The organism is Pseudoalteromonas sp. OF5H-5, from assembly GCF_021530695.1.
Lineage (GTDB): Bacteria > Pseudomonadota > Gammaproteobacteria > Enterobacterales > Alteromonadaceae > Pseudoalteromonas.
In genome coordinates this window covers 74,086-91,041 of record NZ_JAKGBF010000009.1, presented here as the reverse complement: position 1 = coordinate 91,041, position 16,956 = coordinate 74,086, and the positions used below count along the sequence as shown (strand labels likewise).

Annotated in this window: 12 protein-coding genes; 6 read left to right on the top strand and 6 right to left on the bottom strand. The window is 43.1% G+C overall.

Annotated features, from left to right (window positions below; translation table 11 throughout):
* Nucleotides 1–29 precede the first annotated feature (29 nt).
* Nucleotides 30–2,483 (bottom strand): TonB-dependent receptor, encoded by a 2,454-nt coding sequence (locus L1271_RS14395; RefSeq protein ID WP_235368122.1) that lies wholly within the window; start codon nt 2,481–2,483, stop codon nt 30–32.
* Between the two features lie 174 nt (nt 2,484–2,657).
* On the opposite strand from L1271_RS14395, the gene L1271_RS14390 reads away from it, so the two are divergent.
* Nucleotides 2,658–3,182, top strand: coding sequence for a YaeQ family protein (locus L1271_RS14390; RefSeq protein WP_235368121.1), 525 nt, complete (start codon nt 2,658–2,660; stop codon nt 3,180–3,182).
* 59 nt (nt 3,183–3,241) lie between these two features.
* On the opposite strand, the gene yfaE is transcribed toward L1271_RS14390, so the two are convergent.
* The 5 genes from yfaE to ubiG form a co-directional block, all read right to left on the bottom strand.
* A complete protein-coding gene (yfaE, locus tag L1271_RS14385; RefSeq protein WP_010604851.1) occupies nt 3,242–3,514 on the bottom strand; it encodes a class I ribonucleotide reductase maintenance protein YfaE in 273 nt (90 codons plus the stop codon).
* A complete protein-coding gene (gene nrdB, locus L1271_RS14380; protein ID WP_102056861.1) occupies nt 3,514–4,644 on the bottom strand; it encodes a class Ia ribonucleoside-diphosphate reductase subunit beta in 1,131 nt (376 codons plus the stop codon). Before nrdB ends, yfaE begins: the two co-directional genes overlap by 1 nt.
* 53 nt (nt 4,645–4,697) lie before the next feature.
* Nucleotides 4,698–6,983, bottom strand: a complete 2,286-nt coding sequence (gene nrdA / locus L1271_RS14375) for a class 1a ribonucleoside-diphosphate reductase subunit alpha (RefSeq protein WP_174168816.1) — start codon at nt 6,981–6,983, stop codon at nt 4,698–4,700.
* 355 nt (nt 6,984–7,338) lie between these two features.
* Nucleotides 7,339–7,986, bottom strand: a complete 648-nt coding sequence (locus L1271_RS14370; RefSeq protein ID WP_174168817.1) for an HAD family hydrolase — start codon at nt 7,984–7,986, stop codon at nt 7,339–7,341.
* Nucleotides 7,983–8,693: a bifunctional 2-polyprenyl-6-hydroxyphenol methylase/3-demethylubiquinol 3-O-methyltransferase UbiG gene (gene ubiG, locus L1271_RS14365; RefSeq protein WP_235368120.1), complete on the bottom strand. Its 711-nt coding sequence runs from the start codon at nt 8,691–8,693 to the stop codon at nt 7,983–7,985. Before ubiG ends, L1271_RS14370 begins: the two co-directional genes overlap by 4 nt.
* Before the next feature lie 265 nt (nt 8,694–8,958).
* Between ubiG and gyrA the strand changes: the two genes are divergently transcribed.
* The 5 genes from gyrA (at nt 8,959) to rpsA (ending at nt 16,940) form a co-directional block, all read left to right on the top strand.
* The gene (gene gyrA / locus L1271_RS14360) at nt 8,959–11,631 is read left to right on the top strand and encodes a DNA gyrase subunit A (RefSeq protein ID WP_235368119.1); all 2,673 of its coding nucleotides are present in this window, start codon (nt 8,959–8,961) and stop codon (nt 11,629–11,631) included.
* A gap of 211 nt (nt 11,632–11,842) precedes the next feature.
* Nucleotides 11,843–12,925 carry a 3-phosphoserine/phosphohydroxythreonine transaminase gene (serC, locus tag L1271_RS14355; protein WP_039495791.1) on the top strand — a complete coding sequence of 361 codons (1,083 nt, stop codon included), beginning with the start codon at nt 11,843–11,845 and terminating at the stop codon, nt 12,923–12,925.
* On the top strand, nt 12,925–14,205 hold the full coding sequence (gene aroA, locus L1271_RS14350; RefSeq protein ID WP_235368118.1) for a 3-phosphoshikimate 1-carboxyvinyltransferase: 1,281 nt from the start codon (nt 12,925–12,927) through the stop codon (nt 14,203–14,205). Before serC ends, aroA begins: the two co-directional genes overlap by 1 nt.
* A 254-nt stretch (nt 14,206–14,459) precedes the next feature.
* Nucleotides 14,460–15,176: a (d)CMP kinase gene (gene cmk, locus L1271_RS14345; protein ID WP_235368117.1), complete on the top strand. Its 717-nt coding sequence runs from the start codon at nt 14,460–14,462 to the stop codon at nt 15,174–15,176.
* A gap of 96 nt (nt 15,177–15,272) precedes the next feature.
* Nucleotides 15,273–16,940 carry a 30S ribosomal protein S1 gene (gene rpsA, locus L1271_RS14340; protein WP_010604841.1) on the top strand — a complete coding sequence of 556 codons (1,668 nt, stop codon included), beginning with the start codon at nt 15,273–15,275 and terminating at the stop codon, nt 16,938–16,940.
* The last annotated feature ends 16 nt before the right edge of the window (nt 16,941–16,956 follow it).

Below are 16,956 nucleotides of genomic sequence, written 5' to 3'. Positions count from 1 at the left end.
TTGGCTTCTATAAAAGAAAGGAATCGGTATTAAAAGTAGCCTCTGATACCAAGCTTGATATTACGACCTGGAAGAGGGGCTTGCTCTTTGATAAACGAGCTATGCACAAAGCCTAGCTCATCTGTTAGGTTATCAAGGTTAACATAACCAACCATGTCACTGCCCATAAACTCAAAGTCATAGTTAAACGACATATCCACTAACGTATAGCCCTTAGTTTCACTTTCATAGCTCGCGATGTTGTCTTGCTTGAAGTAATGTGTCACCGTGAAGTTAGCTGTTAGGTTCTCGTAACTGTGTTCGTAATCGAGACCTAGCTTGTTGCTTGGAATACGTGGTAAATATTCGTCGTTATCTAACTTCGCTGTCAGCGAGTCACCAAACACTTTGACGCGTGCAAAGTTGCTTAGTTTGTAATGGGCATCAAACTCAAGGCCGTATAGCTTGGCATCACTGCTTTCAAACTTAAACACCGGAACAGCGCCTTCATGTGCATGATCCGCCACTTCTAAACCGTGCTCTGGACTATAGATATAGTCTGTTAATGCCTGATAGTAGAAGTTTTCGATGTCGTTATAGAAGAAATTAACGGTATAGCCAAAGTTACCTGAGAACTTTCTAAAGCTAATGTCTAGGTTGTTTGATGTTTCTTGTTCGATATCTTGCGGCTCAAAGTGTAAATGATCACCTTCTAGCTCATAACCAAGCCCTAGTTCATAGGTGCTGGTTGCGATATGAATGCCATTTGAAAGCAATTCGGCGGTTAATGGTGCGCGCTCCGAGCGAGACAGCGAAACAGCGACGTTTTGGCCTTCAGCAAAGTCGTACACGCCACCAATAGACAAGCTTAGATTGGTCATTTCCAGGTCATAAGAAATAAACCCATTATCTAAGTTACCACCATGGCCGTGGTCGTGATCATGGTCGTGTTCACCTTCATGGTCATGATCTTCTTCGTACGCTTCCAGTTGATTGCCTTTGCTTGATAACTGGTAGTCTTCAATACGAGCACCTAACTCAAGTGTGAAGTCTCCAAAACGACGTTCTTCAAGGATATAAAGTGCGTGCGTTTTGGTATTGGTCGATGGCGTGAAAGCTTCTGCACCGTTTGCGGCGTAATCGCTGTCGGAGAAATGATAACCAACAGTGCCGTGCCACTCTCCTAAGCGGTGCTCTGCCGTTAAGCGTAACTCAGTTGTATCATTTTCAAATACAGTACCTATGTTTCCATCTTCAATTTCAGCGTGTTCGTAATCGGTGTAGCCGACACGTAGGCCAACAGATTCAAGCCAGTCACTGTGTACTGCATAATTTACAAGCCCTTGCCAACGGTCTTGTTTTACTCGAGCAAATACGGATTCTTCTTCGTGGTCATGCCCTTCCTCTTCATGCTCGTGATCATGGTCATGACCAATATGAGAGTGAGCAGGAATGCCATAGTCCGTATCAACACGGCCATAAGAGAAACCAACGGTCAGATGATCGCCAACGTAACTTGTACCTAAGTTAAATTGCTCAGAATCGATAAAGGTATTGTCGACGCGATTGGCGTACTCTGTTTCATGCTCTTCTGCTTCGTGGGCATGATCTTCGCCTTCATGTTCATGCTCGTGTTCTTCATGTTCGTCGTGTGGAAGCGCGAAATTAGGGGTTTCATAATCACCACCTTTGCGCTTAACGCCATCGAAATGGAAGTTAAATCCGTCAAAGCCGGATTCTAATAATACCGCAAAGGTATTGGTATTTGAGTTGGTATCATGGCTATAGTCGGCAGCGCCCTGAAGGCTATCGATCACGTCTGTCGGAACACGATTATCAACAACATTAACCACACCACCGATTGCACCTGAGCCGTAAAGTAGGGTTGCAGGACCTCTTAGCACTTCAATTTGCTGCGCAGCCAGCGAGTCATTAGTGTTGGCGTGATCTGGGCCAACGCGCGAGGCATCGCTACTGTCTAACCCGTTTTGCGTGATTTTAACCCGAGGACCATCTAAACCACGGATGATAGGGCTTGAACTCACCGGACCAAAGTAACTAGCATTGATCCCTGGTTGGCCTTTTAGTGTTTCACCCAGTGTTGGTTTGGCACGGTTTTTTAGCTCATCCCCACTTAATACACTGACCGGAGAGGTCATTTCCATACTATTTTTATGTAGGGCAGAAGAGTAAACAACAATGCTCTCAACAGATGTTGGTTTTAGTTCGACTCGAACAAATCCTTGGGCTTCATCTACATCTACACGTTTATCAAGATAATTAGGCTTAGTAACGTGTAATTGAGAATCAGCATCTATTGTAATGGTAAATTGGCCATTCTTATCTGATTTAACTGACTTGCTTTTGCCATGAAGATGGATGGTTACATTACTAAGTGGTTGATTGTTTGCGTCAACAACTTTACCTGTTAGTTGTGCAGCATAAGCTGGCGCTGCCCCGATTATTGAAATTAATGCGCTGGCGATAAGAGACTGCTTAAACATATTTTATTACCACGAGTTAGATTATGTATTGAACGAGTGAGCCTATTCGGCTAATAGAGTGATAATATAACACTACAAATTTGGAGGATCAATAACGTTATACTATAACTTAGTTATTGTTGAAATTAGAATTACAACTATAGTTAAGGAACAAGTCAAAGTGAGCACAACGTAATGAACAAACCATTTGTCTTCAAGGCAAGGATTAAGGTTGCTGACTTATTTCACCATAGCCACCATGAAGAAGCATTTACCACCGCCATGTTGTCAAAAGAAAGTAGTGAGCACTTTGCGATGAAATTACTTGGGATATGCGCACTGTCTTTTGATAAGCCGGCAAAGTGGAGCAAGGCGGAGAAAAAACATTGGCCGGACGTATGGCTAGAAGACGACAACGACCAGGTTGAAGTCGCTTTGTTTATTGGTACCTTAGAGGTCGATGAGATACTCAAGTATGAAAAGCTTTATGCTAAGGTTGTGGTGTTGTGTGCTGACGGTGAGCAATGGTTTGAAGAGCGTCGAGCGCAATTACAGTTTATTGGATCTTTCTCTGTGTTTAGTATTCCCACGGACTTTGTGGTTGAATTGTGTGAAATGCTGACGCGAAGTTTACATTGGGATGTGATTTTTGAAAATGGGGCGATGAGTGTTACTGATAGCGAACACTACATTCGTACTCGAATTACCAAGCTGATTTAAGGCATTAGTTAGGAATAATGGCTGCTAGAGAATAAATTGCTATCTCGGATTTTGGTTATTTACGGCAACTCTATTTTAATGTGGCTTGTGGGTCTGCTACAGCACAATAAAATTTCCCCATCTCTCACAAAAGCAAGTGGCTCGTTCGCGTACTGTGTTTGTCCTTCGATGAGCTTGGCGCGGCAAGCACCGCAAAAACCCTCGCGGCATTGATAGGGGACTTCAATATTTGCTGCTTCAAGGGTTTCGAGTATCGAAGACGAAGAAGCCACATATTCCAGTGGCTCCTCAATATTCTCAACCTGAATTAGGAAGGATGGCTTTTCAACCATTACAAGTCGAAATCGCCAAAGTCAGAGGCATCGACTTCAGAGTCGATTTGTCCAACAAGATATGAGCTGATCTCAGCTTCCTGTGGTGCAACCTGAACATTGTCAGAAACAAGCCAAGCATTGATCCACGGAATAGGATTCGATTTGGTCTCAAATTGCGTTGGTAAACCAACCGCTGACATACGAATATTTGTGATGTACTCAACGTATTGACACAAAATATCTTTGTTCAGGCCAATCATTGAACCGTCTTTAAACAGATACTCAGCCCATTCTTTTTCTTGCTCAGCTGCTTCAACAAACATCTTAATTGCTTCTTCACGGCATTGTGCTGCCACGATAGACATTTCAGGGTCATCTTTGCCTTCTTGCATGATATTCAGCATATGCTGTGTGCCAGACAAATGAAGCGCCTCATCACGAGCAATTAGCTTGATGATCTTTGCATTACCTTCCATAAGCTCGCGCTCAGCAAAAGCAAATGAGCAGGCAAAGCTCACGTAGAAGCGGATTGCTTCTAAGATGTTTACCGACATGATGCAAAGGTACAGGAGCTTTTTCAGCTCAAACAAGTTTATGACGACCGTTGTGCCATTAATTTCATGCTTGCCTTCACCGTACTGATTATAAAGGCTTACCTTTTCAATCAGTTCATCGTAATACTTGGTAACTGCATCCGCACGTTCAACAATTTTGTCATTGCCCACGATGTCATCAAAGATTAACTCAGGGTTTTGCGTCACATTACGAATAATGTGAGTGTAAGAGCGACTGTGGATCGTTTCACTAAAAGCCCAAGTTTCGATCCAAGTTTCAAGCTCAGGGATGGAGACGATCGGCAAAAGCGCAACGTTTGGAGAGCGACCTTGCACACTGTCTAGCAATGTTTGATATTTTAGGTTGCTCAAAAAGATATGTCTTTCGTGCTCAGGAAGTGCCTGAAAGTCCAATCTATCCTTACTTACGTCTACTTCTTCTGGACGCCAGAAAAACGATAATTGCTTTTCAATTAGCTTTTCGAAAATAGGGAACTTCTGTTGGTCGTAGCGAGATACATTAACAGTTTGTCCGAAAAACATCGGTTCTTTTAATTGGTCGTTATGATTTCTGCTAAACGTAGAATATGCCATAAATGTGTTACTCAATACCTAAAAAAGCGGGTGATGACCACCCGCATAAAAAGTTATATCTTACAAGCGCCGCCTTCACAACCATCGTCTTCTGCTTCTGGTTTCATCTCATCTTGAGCATCAGAAGCACCGTCGCGGGTGTTATGGTAATAAAGTGTTTTAACACCAAGTTTGTATGCGGTGAGTAAGTCTTTTAGCAATAGCTTCATAGGAACTTTACCTGCTTCAAACTTACTTGGATCATAATTGGTATTTGCAGAGATAGTTTGATCGATGAACTTCTGCATAATACCAACCAGCGCAAGGTAACCATCGTTAGATGGAATATCCCAAAGTAGTTCATAGTTGTTCTTGAGGCGGTCGTACTCAGGTACAACTTGCTTCAAGATACCATCTTTACTTGCTTTAACACTGATATGACCACGAGGTGGTTCAATACCGTTTGTCGCGTTTGAAATTTGCGATGATGTTTCCGATGGCATCAAGGCTGACAACGTTGAGTTACGCATACCGTGTTCTTGGATACTTGCTCTTAACGCATCCCAGTCAAGGCGTAATGGCTCTTCACAGACTTTATCAAGGTCACGCTTATAGGTATCTATTGGCATGATACCTTGTGAGTAGGTCGTCTCGTTAAACTTAGGACAAGCGCCGCGTTCTTTTGCCAGTTCATTCGATGCTTTCATCAGATAGTATTGGATCGCTTCAAATGTTCTGTGTGTTAGGCCGTTAGCACTACCGTCTGAGTACTTAACACCATTCTTTGCAAGATAATAAGCAAAGTTAATCACACCGATACCCAGTGTACGGCGTCCCATCGTTGCATTGTACGCAGCAGGAACAGGATAGTCTTGATAGTCTAATAGGTTATCAAGTGCGCGAACCGCAAGCTCTGCTAACTCTTCTAGCTCATCTAAAGACTTGATGGCTCCTAAGTTAAACGCTGAAAGCGTGCAAAGTGCAATTTCACCTTCAGGGTCATTTACATGGCTTAACGGCTTCGTTGGTAGTGCAATTTCAAGGCATAGGTTTGACTGGCGGATCGGTGCAACCTTAGAGTCAAACGGGCTGTGTGTATTACAGTGGTCAACGTTTTGTAGATAAATACGACCGGTGCTCGCACGTTCTTGCGCAAACATTGAGAATAATTCAATCGCTTTAATGCGTTTCTTACGAATAGACTCATCTTGCTCGTACTTAACATACAGTTCTTCGAATTTATCTTGATCTTCAAAGAATGCGTCGTAAAGACCTGGCACATCTGATGGACTAAAGAGCGTAATATAGTCGTCTTTAATTAGGCGGCTATACATGGTTTTGTTGAACTGCACGCCATAATCTAAATGACGTACGCGGTTTTCTTCAACACCACGGTTATTTTTTAGTACTAATAGGTTTTCAACTTCAAGATGCCAAAGCGGGTAGAATAGGGTCGCCGCGCCACCACGTACACCGCCTTGAGAACAGCTTTTAACAGCCGTTTGGAAGTGCTTATAAAACGGAATACATCCAGTGTGGTACGCTTCCCCATTTCTGATTGGGCTACCAAGTGCACGAATACGGCCTGCGTTAATACCAATACCGGCACGCTGACTGACGTATTTTACAATCGCAGAAGAAGTCGCGTTGATTGAATCTAGGCTATCAGCACATTCAATCAGTACGCAAGAGCTAAACTGACGTGTCGGCGTACGAACACCAGCCATTATTGGCGTTGGTAATGAAATCTTGAATGTTGAAACCGCATCGTAGAATCGCTTAATGTAATCTAGACGCGTTTCTTTCGGGTAGTTTGCAAACAGGCTTGCAGCAACTAGAACATATAAGAACTGCGCACTTTCATAGATCTCACCCGTTACGCGATTTTGTACAAGGTACTTACCTTCCAACTGCTTAACGGCTGCATAGCTGAAGTTCATATCTCGGCTATGGTCGATGTAGCTGTTTAGCTCATCAAACTCAGCTTTTGTGTAGTCGGTAAGAAGGTGCTGATCATAGCGCTTGTCTTCAACCAGCTTTACCACATGGTCGTGTAAGTGCGGCGGCTCAAAACAGCCATAGGCTTTCTTACGCAAGTGGAAAATAGCCAAACGAGCGGCTAGATACTGATAATCTGGAGACTCTTTTGAGATCAGATCGGCTGCAGCTTTAATAATCGTTTCGTGGATATCACCAGTACGAATACCGTCATAAAACTGGATGTGTGACTTTAATTCAACCTGAGAAACTGAGACGTTATCTAGGCCTTCTGCCGCCCATGTAATGACACGATGGATCTTATCTAGATCTAACGGTTCTTTGCGACCGTTTCTTTTGCATACAGATAGCTGTTGGTTCATGTTATGTGCCTGTATTCCTTAGGAACGCGCTTTAGATATCGCACGAATATAAAATTGTTTAGCAAACCACCACTATATATGGTGCCCTAGTGGCTAGGGATCACAAGATAGTGGGGTTGACGTGAATTTGCAAGAGAACAACTCGGGCAGAATTGTGGATAAGTTTGGGATAATTTATTTATGTAAGTATCCACTAACCTATGACAATCCACTTATCTGCCCACAAAGAAAAATCAACAAAAAGATGATGCTTTTCAGCAAAAATAAAAAAAAATTCTAACTGATTTTTTTCTACACAAATTCGTATCTATTATAGCAAAAACACAATATATGGTGTTTTATTTTTTTATCGACACTAAATATGCGATAACGTGTCTAATGGGTTAGTAAGATAGAGATCCGCATGCCAAGACTTAGCTTCGGATTCAGATGGAATGAATCCCCACATTGCTGCTGCACTAATCATTTTTGCGGATTTTGCAGCAATAATGTCTCGCTCAGCATCGCCAACATAAATACACTGCTCTGGCGAAATCCCCAATTTTGACGCCACTAATAGCAAAGGTTCTGGATGAGGCTTGGCCACCGCCAGTGTATCTCCGCATACTACTGTCTCGATCTTTGCAAGTTCAGGGATCTGTTTTAGTAGCGGAAGCGTTAAAAACTCAGGTTTGTTCGTCATGATCCCAACCTGAATCTCTTTTTCTAAAAGTGCCGCTAATAACTCACCAATTTGCGCAAAGCATTGGGAATGTACTGATAAATTCGCCAGGTAGTAGTCGAGTACACCCTGCCGTAATATTTGAATGTCGTAGTGCTTTAATGACTCACCAAATCCTACTTGCAACATCGCTGCTACGCCGTTTGAAATCGCACTGCTATAAACCTGTTTGCCGACAGTAGGCATTTTATTAGCAGCTAAAACGTGGTTTAGTGCGGCTCCCAAGTCATCACTGGTATCCAGCAAGGTGCCGTCTAAATCAAATAGTACCGCCTGGATCATGCCAGCTTCTCAAAATGTAGAATGTAGTTAACTGAAACGTCTTTAGTTAAGGTAAATGTTTTGCCGATAGGGTTGTAGTTAATCCCTGTCGCCGCCCTAACTTTGAGGTCGTATTTTTCAGCCCAATCAATTAAAGTCGAAGGGCGAATAAATTTATCATGCTCATGCGTGCCTTCAGGAACCATTTTAAGCAGTTTTTCTGCGGCGACGATAGCCAGTAAATACGCTTTTGTAGTTTTGTTTAAGGTAGAAAAAAATACATGACCGCCGGGCTTAACTAGCTGTGCGACTGAACGAATAATGGATTCTGGGTCTGGTACGTGTTCTAGCATTTCCATGCAAGTTACTACATCGAACTCACCTTGGTGCATGGCTGCGAATTCTTCCGCTGGCACTTTTTGATAGTCTACGTTAACGCCGACCTCTAATGCGTGGAGCTTTGCGACGTTAAGCGGCTCTTGCCCCATATCGATACCGGTTGCATTTGCACCCAGCTTAGCCATGCTTTCTGTTAAAATCCCGCCACCACAACCGACATCTAATACTGTTTTTGCGAATAGGCCTTCACACTTATCGTTAATAAAGTCCAACCTCAACGGGTTAATGTCGTGTAATGGTTTAAATTCTCCCTCTCGGTCCCACCAGCGCTCTGCTATTTCTTCAAATTTAGCGATTTCATTAGGGTCTATATTTTGATGTTCGGTCATAAAAAACTTCCTCGTCGAATTGAGCGCATTATAAAGGGGATTAGATAAAAATAGCACCTGTAAAACGGTAAAAAGTGTGTTAGCATGCTTGACGAATTTTATAATAAACAAAGCCCCCGCTGATACTCTGAGGCAATTCGGCTATTTTTTGAAGTGCGTTTAATTGGCGCTTCAGCAGAAAAAGCAATTTGCTATTCAGATAGCATCTCAACACAAGTTGTAGTGTGACACAAAAGGGGTGGACACTGAAGGAAAGTGGAGTCAAATGTCTGATCTCGCCAATGAAATCCTGCCAGTCAATATCGAAGATGAATTAAAAAATTCATACCTAGATTATGCAATGAGTGTAATCGTAGGTCGTGCATTACCTGACGTACGTGACGGCCTAAAGCCTGTTCACCGTCGTGTATTGTTCGCGATGAATGAACTTAAAAATGACTGGAACAAACCTTATAAAAAGTCAGCTCGTGTAGTTGGTGACGTAATCGGTAAATATCACCCGCATGGTGATAGCGCGGTTTACGATACTATTGTACGTATGGCTCAGCCTTTCTCTCTACGCTATATGCTCGTAGATGGACAAGGTAACTTTGGTTCTGTCGATGGTGACTCTGCAGCTGCGATGCGTTATACCGAAGTACGTATGGCGAAAGTCGCTCACGAGTTACTTGCTGACCTTGAAAAAGAAACCGTTGATTATGTACCAAACTACGATGGTACAGAGCAAATTCCAGATGTGTTACCAACTAAAGTGCCTAACTTATTGGTGAATGGTTCATCTGGTATTGCGGTTGGTATGGCGACCAATATTCCACCTCACAACTTAACTGAGGTGATCAATGGCTGTTTGGCTGTGATCCAGAATCCAGACATCACCATTGAAGAGTTAATCGACTATATTCCGGGTCCTGATTTCCCGACTGCCGCCATCATTAGCGGTAAAAACGGCATCGAACAAGCCTATAAAACAGGCCGTGGTAAGATCTATATCCGCGCGAAAGCTGAAATCGAAGTCGATGAGAAAACAAACAAAGAAACCATCATCGTTCATGAAATTCCTTACCAAGTTAACAAAGCAAGACTAATCGAAAAAATTGCTGAACTTGTTAAAGACAAAAAGGTTGAAGGGATCAGTGCACTGCGCGACGAGTCGGATAAAGACGGTATGCGTATTGTTATTGAAATCAAACGCGGTGAAGTCGGTGAGGTTGTACTAAACAACCTATATGCTCAAACACAACTACAAACTGTGTTTGGCATCAATATGGTTGCACTAGACAACAACCAGCCTAAGTGTTTCAACCTGAAAGAAATGCTTGATGCGTTTATTATTCACCGTCGTGAAGTTGTAACGCGTCGTACTGTATTTGACCTGCGTAAGGCAAGAGACCGAGCGCACACGCTTGAAGGCCTCGCAATTGCGCTAGCTAACATTGACCCAATCATTGAGCTTATTCGTAAGTCACCAACACCAGCGGAAGCGAAAGCGGCGCTAACTGCGCGAGCTTGGGATCTTGGTAACGTTAAATCAATGCTTGAGCGCACAGGCGAAGAAAATGTTGCGCGTCCAGATTGGTTAGCGGAAGAATTAGGGATCCGTGATGGTCAGTATTACTTGTCTGAGCAACAAGCCCAAGCAATCCTAGACTTAAGACTACACAAATTAACGGGTCTTGAGCACGAGAAAATTCTAGCAGAATACAAAGAACTACTCGATCTTATTGCTGAGCTACTGTACATCCTTTCTACTCCAGAGCGTTTAATGGAAGTGATCCGCGATGAGTTAGTTGAAATCAAAGAAACGTATGGTGATGAGCGTCGCACAGAGATCACCGCTGCTGCGCACGATATCAGTTTAGAAGATTTGATCAACGAAGAAGACGTTGTAGTTACGCTTTCTCACGAAGGCTATGTGAAGTATCAACCTCTTAGCGATTACGAAGCTCAGCGTCGTGGTGGTAAAGGGCGATCTGCAACTAAGATGAAAGATGAAGACTTTATCGAACGTCTACTCGTTGCAAATACTCACGATACAATTCTTTGTTTCTCCACTTCTGGCCGCTTGTATTGGTTGAAAGTTTACCAGCTGCCGCTTGCATCACGTGCTGCGCGCGGAAAGCCAATTGTTAACTTGTTACCACTCGAAGCTGATGAGCGTATTACGACAATTTTACCGGTTCGTGAATACGAAGAAGATAAGTTTATCGTCATGGCGACGGCAAGTGGTATCGTTAAGAAAACACCGCTGACTGCATACAGCCGTCAGCGTGCAAGTGGCATTATTGCTATCAACTTGAACGAAGGCGATAGCCTGATCGGTGCTAACATCACCACAGGTGAAAATGACATCATGCTATTTACTGAGCATGGTAAAGTTGTACGCTTTAACGAGAAGCAGCGAGATTCTGAAACAGGTGAAGTGAAGCGTGATCCTGAAACTGGCGAAGAAATGTTGGCTTTACGTCCGATGGGCCGTACAGCAACAGGTGTTCGTGGTATCAAGATGCCAGATGACGTGAAAGTGGTATCACTAATCGTACCACAAGGCGATGGTGCAATCTTGACCGTAACTGAAAATGGTTATGGTAAGCGTACACCGCTTGAAGAGTACCCAGCGAAGAGCCGTGCAACACAAGGTGTTGTGTCAATCAAAGTAACTGAAAGAAATGGTTCTGTGGTTGGTGCGGTTCAAGTTGATGACAACGATGAAATCATGCTGATCTCAAACCGTGGTACGCTAGTTAGAACGCGTGTAAACGAAGTTTCTACGGTAGGCCGTAACACCCAAGGTGTTATTCTGATCCGTACGATGGAAGAAGAAAAGGTAGTTGGTCTTCAACGCATCGAAGAAATTGAAGTGGAAGCGTTGCCTGAAGGTGATGTTGCAGAGTTTGAAGGTGAAGCAACACCGGCTGCGGAACCTGACGCAGAGGAATAAAAAACCCTATCCAAAAAAAAGCGACTTCGGTCGCTTTTTTTCTTTCTGTCAATTTTTTCAATCTGTTCCTCTATGACAAGAGCCTGAAGCCTGATAAATTAAGGCTACCAACAATCCGACGTTTTAGTCGGGCAGCCCACTGTTCATCCAAAAAGTCATGAGAATAACGCTATTCTTTGGATGATCTAGATTATTTGGAATGAGGAAAAATATGACGGTTTATAATTTTTGCGCGGGTCCTGCGATGTTACCTGTTGAAGTTATGAAAAAAGCGCAAAAAGAATTTTTAGATTGGCAAAATTTAGGCGTGTCGGTGATGGAAGTTAGCCATCGTTCAGCGCCTTACTTGGAGATGGCGAAGCAGTGTGAAGCCAGCTTACGTCGTTTGATGAACATCTCTGATGAATTTGAAGTCCTGTTTATGCATGGTGGTGGCCGAGGTCACTTTGCAGCTGTACCGCTAAATCTACATGTTGATGGTGTACCTGGCGTATATATCGAGAACGGGATCTGGTCTACCGGTGCGACGAAAGAAGGTGAAAAATTCACGCAAACGCATGCGATTAATATTCGTACTGACGAAAATGGTCAATTCGATATTTTACCTGTCTCTGAGTGGAAGCTACCAGAAAACGCTTCATATATTCACTATTGTCCAAACGAAACCATCGATGGTATTGAAATATTTGACGTTCCAAAGCATGCAACCGCACCAATTGTAGCGGACATGTCTTCCAATATTTTATCTCGTGAAATTAACGTCGATGACTTTGATTTGATCTATGCTGGTGCGCAAAAAAATATCGGTCCTTCGGGTCTCAGTATCGCCATTGTACGTAAGACGTTATTGAAGCGTGAAGGGCTGCCAAGACCTGCTATCCTTGATTACGCCATTGAGGCTGATCAGCAAAGCATGTACAACACACCACCGACATTTGCATGGTATCTTGCGTTTGAGGTATTCAAGTATCTTGAAAGCATTGGTGGTGTTAAAGCTATGGAAGCGCACAATCAAGAAAAAGCAGCCATTTTATACGATTACATCGATGGCTCTGACTTCTATTCAAACAAAGTTGCAAAACATTGTCGCTCATTGATGAACGTACCATTTTGGTTAAATGATGACAGCCTAAATGCTAAATTCTTGGCAGAGGCAGAACAAAACGGTTTAATTGCACTTGAAGGCCACCGTTTTGTTGGCGGTATGCGAGCTAGTATATACAACGCCATGCCAATTGAAGGGATCAAAGCGTTAGTTGCATTTATGGATAAATTCGCACGGGAGAACAGTTGATGGAACAATTGACTCTCAAGCCTATTACTAAAGTCAGTGGCAGTGTGACGCTACCTGGCTCTAAAAGCTTATCAAATCGTATTTTGTTGCTTGCAGCATTGTGCGAAGGCACGACAAAAGTGACGAACTTATTGGATAGCGATGACATCCGCCATATGTTAGGCGCATTGTCTCAGTTAGGCGTTGAAGTAACGTTAGAAGACGATAATAAGGTGGCACTGGTCAAAGGAAATGGTGGCAACTTTAACACCCCCGTTGAGCCCCTATTTTTAGGCAATGCTGGTACAGCATATCGCCCATTAACAGCAGTGCTTGCAGCTATACCCGGTGATTATGAACTGATTGGTGAGCCACGAATGGAAGAGCGCCCAATTGGCCATCTTGTCGATGCCATGCAAACGCTTGGTGCCGATATTCAATATCTCAAAAACAAAGACTACCCGCCGTTAAAAGTTGCAGGTAAGCAACTTGCTGGTGGTGAAGTTGAGATTGACGGCAGTATCTCAAGCCAATTCTTAACTGCATTATTGATGGCGGCACCGCTTTTTAGTGGCGATACGAATATTGCGATTAAAGGTGAACTGGTTTCAAAGCCTTATATTGATATTACTATTGGCGTGATGGCGCATTTTGGGGTTCATGTCGAAAACCACGATTACCAACATTTTGTGGTAAAAGCAGGCCAGCAGTATCAATCTCCTGGAACACTTATGGTCGAAGGGGATGCCTCGTCAGCTTCTTATTTCATTGCTGCAGCCGCAATTGCAGGTGGTGAAATTGAGATCAAGGGAGTGGGTAAACAAAGTGTGCAAGGTGATATTGGCTTTGCCAAAGTGATGGAACAAGTCGGTGCAAACATTGATTGGCATGATGAGCGTATCGTTGTCCGAAAAGGTGAGTTAAATGGTGTGGATATTGATGCCAATGCTATCCCTGATGCGGCGATGACGCTTGCAACCGTAGCGCTATTTGCAAAAGGTAAAACGGCAATTCGTAATATTTACAATTGGCGTGTGAAAGAAACCGACAGGCTAGCTGCCATGGCGACTGAGCTAAAAAAAGTAGGCGCAGAAGTGGTAGAAGGGCACGACTTTATCGAAGTTACGCCACCGGCTAATTTTAATTTCACGGATGTAGACACATATAATGACCATCGTATTGCGATGTGTTTCTCGATGGTTGCTGTGGGTGGTCAAGCTATCACGATTAACGACCCTAAATGTACGGCAAAAACTTTCCCAACCTATTTTTCAGTGTTAGAAAGCATTAGTCAGTATTAATTTCATCCAAGGTGTTGAAGATCTTCAACACCTTAAAATCTTCTATAAAATAGTCAATCTTAACAAAGTCAAATACACGGGTGTTTGACTGAATTTCTTTCAATTAAAGCCAGTTCGCACCTGGCGTATAGCATTTTGCGTTGCACTAATAATTTGAGATATAACAAAAAATGACAGGTAAATAAGGATATATTCAGCAAATTGACGTATACTATGCGCCGTCAAATTCAGGTGAGCATTTTTAGGAGGTCTAAATGCAGGCAGCTATGCCAGTTATCACCGTAGACGGCCCAAGTGGTTCAGGCAAAGGAACTGTTTGTCGCTTGTTAGCTGAAACATTAAATTGGGAAGTGTTGGATAGCGGTGCGATTTATCGCGTGCTTTCGTTAGCGGCATTACACCACCAAATTGCAACTGATAACGAAGAGGGTTTAGTCCCACTCGCTGCCAATTTGGATGTACAGTTTTCTATCGATAAAGAAACTAAAAAAAGCAAAATTGTACTTGAAGGTGAAGATGTTACTAACACCATTCGCAATGAAGAAGTCGGCGCAGCTGCGTCAAAAATTGCGGCGCTACCTCGAGTAAGAGAAGCATTATTACGACGTCAGCGCGCTTTTAGAACTGAAGTTGGCTTAATTGCAGATGGACGCGATATGGGAACGGTGGTATTCCCTGATGCTGAACTTAAAATTTATTTGACTGCAAGTGCAGAAGAACGTGCTCGCAGGCGATTTGTTGAGTTGAATGAGAAAGGCCATGATGTTACACTAAGTGGTCTGTTAGAAGACATTAAAGCTCGCGATGATCGCGATATGAATCGCAAGGTTGCCCCATTAGTTCCTGCTAGCGATGCGGTAGTTGTTGATACAACTGAGCATAATGCTGAGCAAGTGTTCAAACAGGTTATGTCTTTTATTCAAGACGCCATTGTGGCCGGTAAACTTCCAAAAAGCTGTTTACCTAAGTAATTTATAATGACACAGGCAGGAAGCTAGTGTTTATTTAATAACCCCATGCAGCATGGTTGCTAATTGGTAATTTAACTTTATAGAGACGTATTTAGTATGTCAGAAAATTTTGCGCAGTTATTTGAAGAAAGCCTACAGGGTTTTGAAGTTGAGCAAGGCTCAATCGTTAAAGGTACAGTAATCGCTATTGAGAACAATGTTGTTCTTGTTGATGCTGGCCTTAAGTCTGAAAGTGCAATCCCTGCAGAGCAATTCAAAAATGCTGCTGGTGAACTAGAAGTTGCAGTAGGCGACGAAGTAGACGTTGCACTAGATGCAATCGAAGACGGTTTCGGTGAGACTATCCTTTCTCGTGAAAAAGCTAAGCGTCACGAAGCTTGGATCCGTCTTGAGAAAGCTTGTGAAGAGCAAGAGACTGTTACTGGTGTTATCAACGGTAAAGTTAAAGGCGGTTTCACAGTTGAAGTTGATTCAATCCGTGCATTCCTACCTGGTTCACTTGTTGATGTACGTCCAGTTCGCGACACAGCTCACCTTGAAGGTAAAGAGTTAGAGTTCAAAGTAATCAAGCTAGACCAGAAGCGCAACAACGTTGTTGTTTCACGTCGTGCTGTTATCGAGTCTGAGAACTCACAAGAGCGTGAAGAGCTGCTTCAAAACCTTGTTGAAGGCCAAGAAGTTAAGGGTATCGTTAAGAACCTTACTGACTACGGTGCATTCGTAGACTTAGGTGGTGTTGACGGTCTTCTACACATCACTGACATGGCTTGGAAGCGTGTTAAGCACCCTTCAGAGATCGTGAACGTAGGTGACGAAATCAACGTTAAAGTACTTAAGTTCGACAAAGAGAAGACTCGTGTTTCTCTAGGTCTTAAGCAACTTGGCGAAGATCCATGGGCTGCTATCGCTGGTCGTTACCCAGAAGGTGCTAAGCTTACTGGTCGTGTAACTAACCTAACTGACTACGGCTGTTTCGTTGAAATCGAAGAAGGCGTTGAAGGTCTAGTACACGTTTCAGAAATGGATTGGACTAACAAGAACATCCACCCTTCAAAAGTAGTTTCACTAGGTGATACTGTTGAAGTTATGGTTCTTGAAATCGACGAAGAGCGTCGTCGTATTTCTCTAGGTCTTAAGCAGTGTAAAGCTAACCCTTGGCAAGAATTTGCTCGTCTTAACAACAAAGGCGACCAAGTTTCTGGTAAGATCAAGTCTATCACTGACTTCGGTATCTTTATCGGTCTTGACGGCGGTATCGATGGTCTTGTACACCTATCTGACATCTCTTGGAACACTCCAGGTGAAGAAGCTGTACGTGAGTACAAGAAAGGTGACGAAATCACAGCTATCGTTCTACAAGTTGACCCAGAGCGTGAGCGTATCTCTCTAGGCGTTAAGCAAATCGACGCTGATCCATTCACTAACTACCTAGACGCCAACAAAAAAGGTGCTATTGTTAAAGGTAAAGTGACTGAAGTTGATGCTAAAGGCGCAACTGTTGAGCTAATCGAAGGCGTTGAAGGTTACATCCGTGTAGCTGACATCGCGCAAGAGCGTGTTGAAGACGCGACTGCTGCTGTTTCTGAAGGCGACGAAATCGAAGCTAAATTTGTAGGTGTTGATCGTAAGAACCGTACTATCAGCCTATCAGTTAAAGCTATCTACGAAGCTGAAGAAAAAGAAGTACTAGAGAAGCTTAAGAAAGATGAGCCTGCGTTCGAAAACGCAATGGCTGCAGCTTTCAAAAATGCTCAAAAAGACTAATTAATCAGTCTTTAAA

Excerpts from the sequence above, each read along its gene's own strand:
- L1271_RS14395 (WP_235368122.1), bottom strand. The coding sequence starts at position 2,483 with ATGTTTAAGCAGTCTCTTATCGCCAGCGCATTAATTTCAATAATCGGG.
- L1271_RS14390 (WP_235368121.1), top strand. The coding sequence starts at position 2,658 with ATGAACAAACCATTTGTCTTCAAGGCAAGGATTAAGGTTGCTGACTTA.
- yfaE (WP_010604851.1), bottom strand. The coding sequence starts at position 3,514 with ATGGTTGAAAAGCCATCCTTCCTAATTCAGGTTGAGAATATTGAGGAG.
- nrdB (WP_102056861.1), bottom strand. The coding sequence starts at position 4,644 with ATGGCATATTCTACGTTTAGCAGAAATCATAACGACCAATTAAAAGAA.
- nrdA (WP_174168816.1), bottom strand. The coding sequence starts at position 6,983 with ATGAACCAACAGCTATCTGTATGCAAAAGAAACGGTCGCAAAGAACCG.
- L1271_RS14370 (WP_174168817.1), bottom strand. The coding sequence starts at position 7,986 with ATGATCCAGGCGGTACTATTTGATTTAGACGGCACCTTGCTGGATACC.
- ubiG (WP_235368120.1), bottom strand. The coding sequence starts at position 8,693 with ATGACCGAACATCAAAATATAGACCCTAATGAAATCGCTAAATTTGAA.
- gyrA (WP_235368119.1), top strand. The coding sequence starts at position 8,959 with ATGTCTGATCTCGCCAATGAAATCCTGCCAGTCAATATCGAAGATGAA.
- serC (WP_039495791.1), top strand. The coding sequence starts at position 11,843 with ATGACGGTTTATAATTTTTGCGCGGGTCCTGCGATGTTACCTGTTGAA.
- aroA (WP_235368118.1), top strand. The coding sequence starts at position 12,925 with ATGGAACAATTGACTCTCAAGCCTATTACTAAAGTCAGTGGCAGTGTG.
- cmk (WP_235368117.1), top strand. The coding sequence starts at position 14,460 with ATGCAGGCAGCTATGCCAGTTATCACCGTAGACGGCCCAAGTGGTTCA.
- rpsA (WP_010604841.1), top strand. The coding sequence starts at position 15,273 with ATGTCAGAAAATTTTGCGCAGTTATTTGAAGAAAGCCTACAGGGTTTT.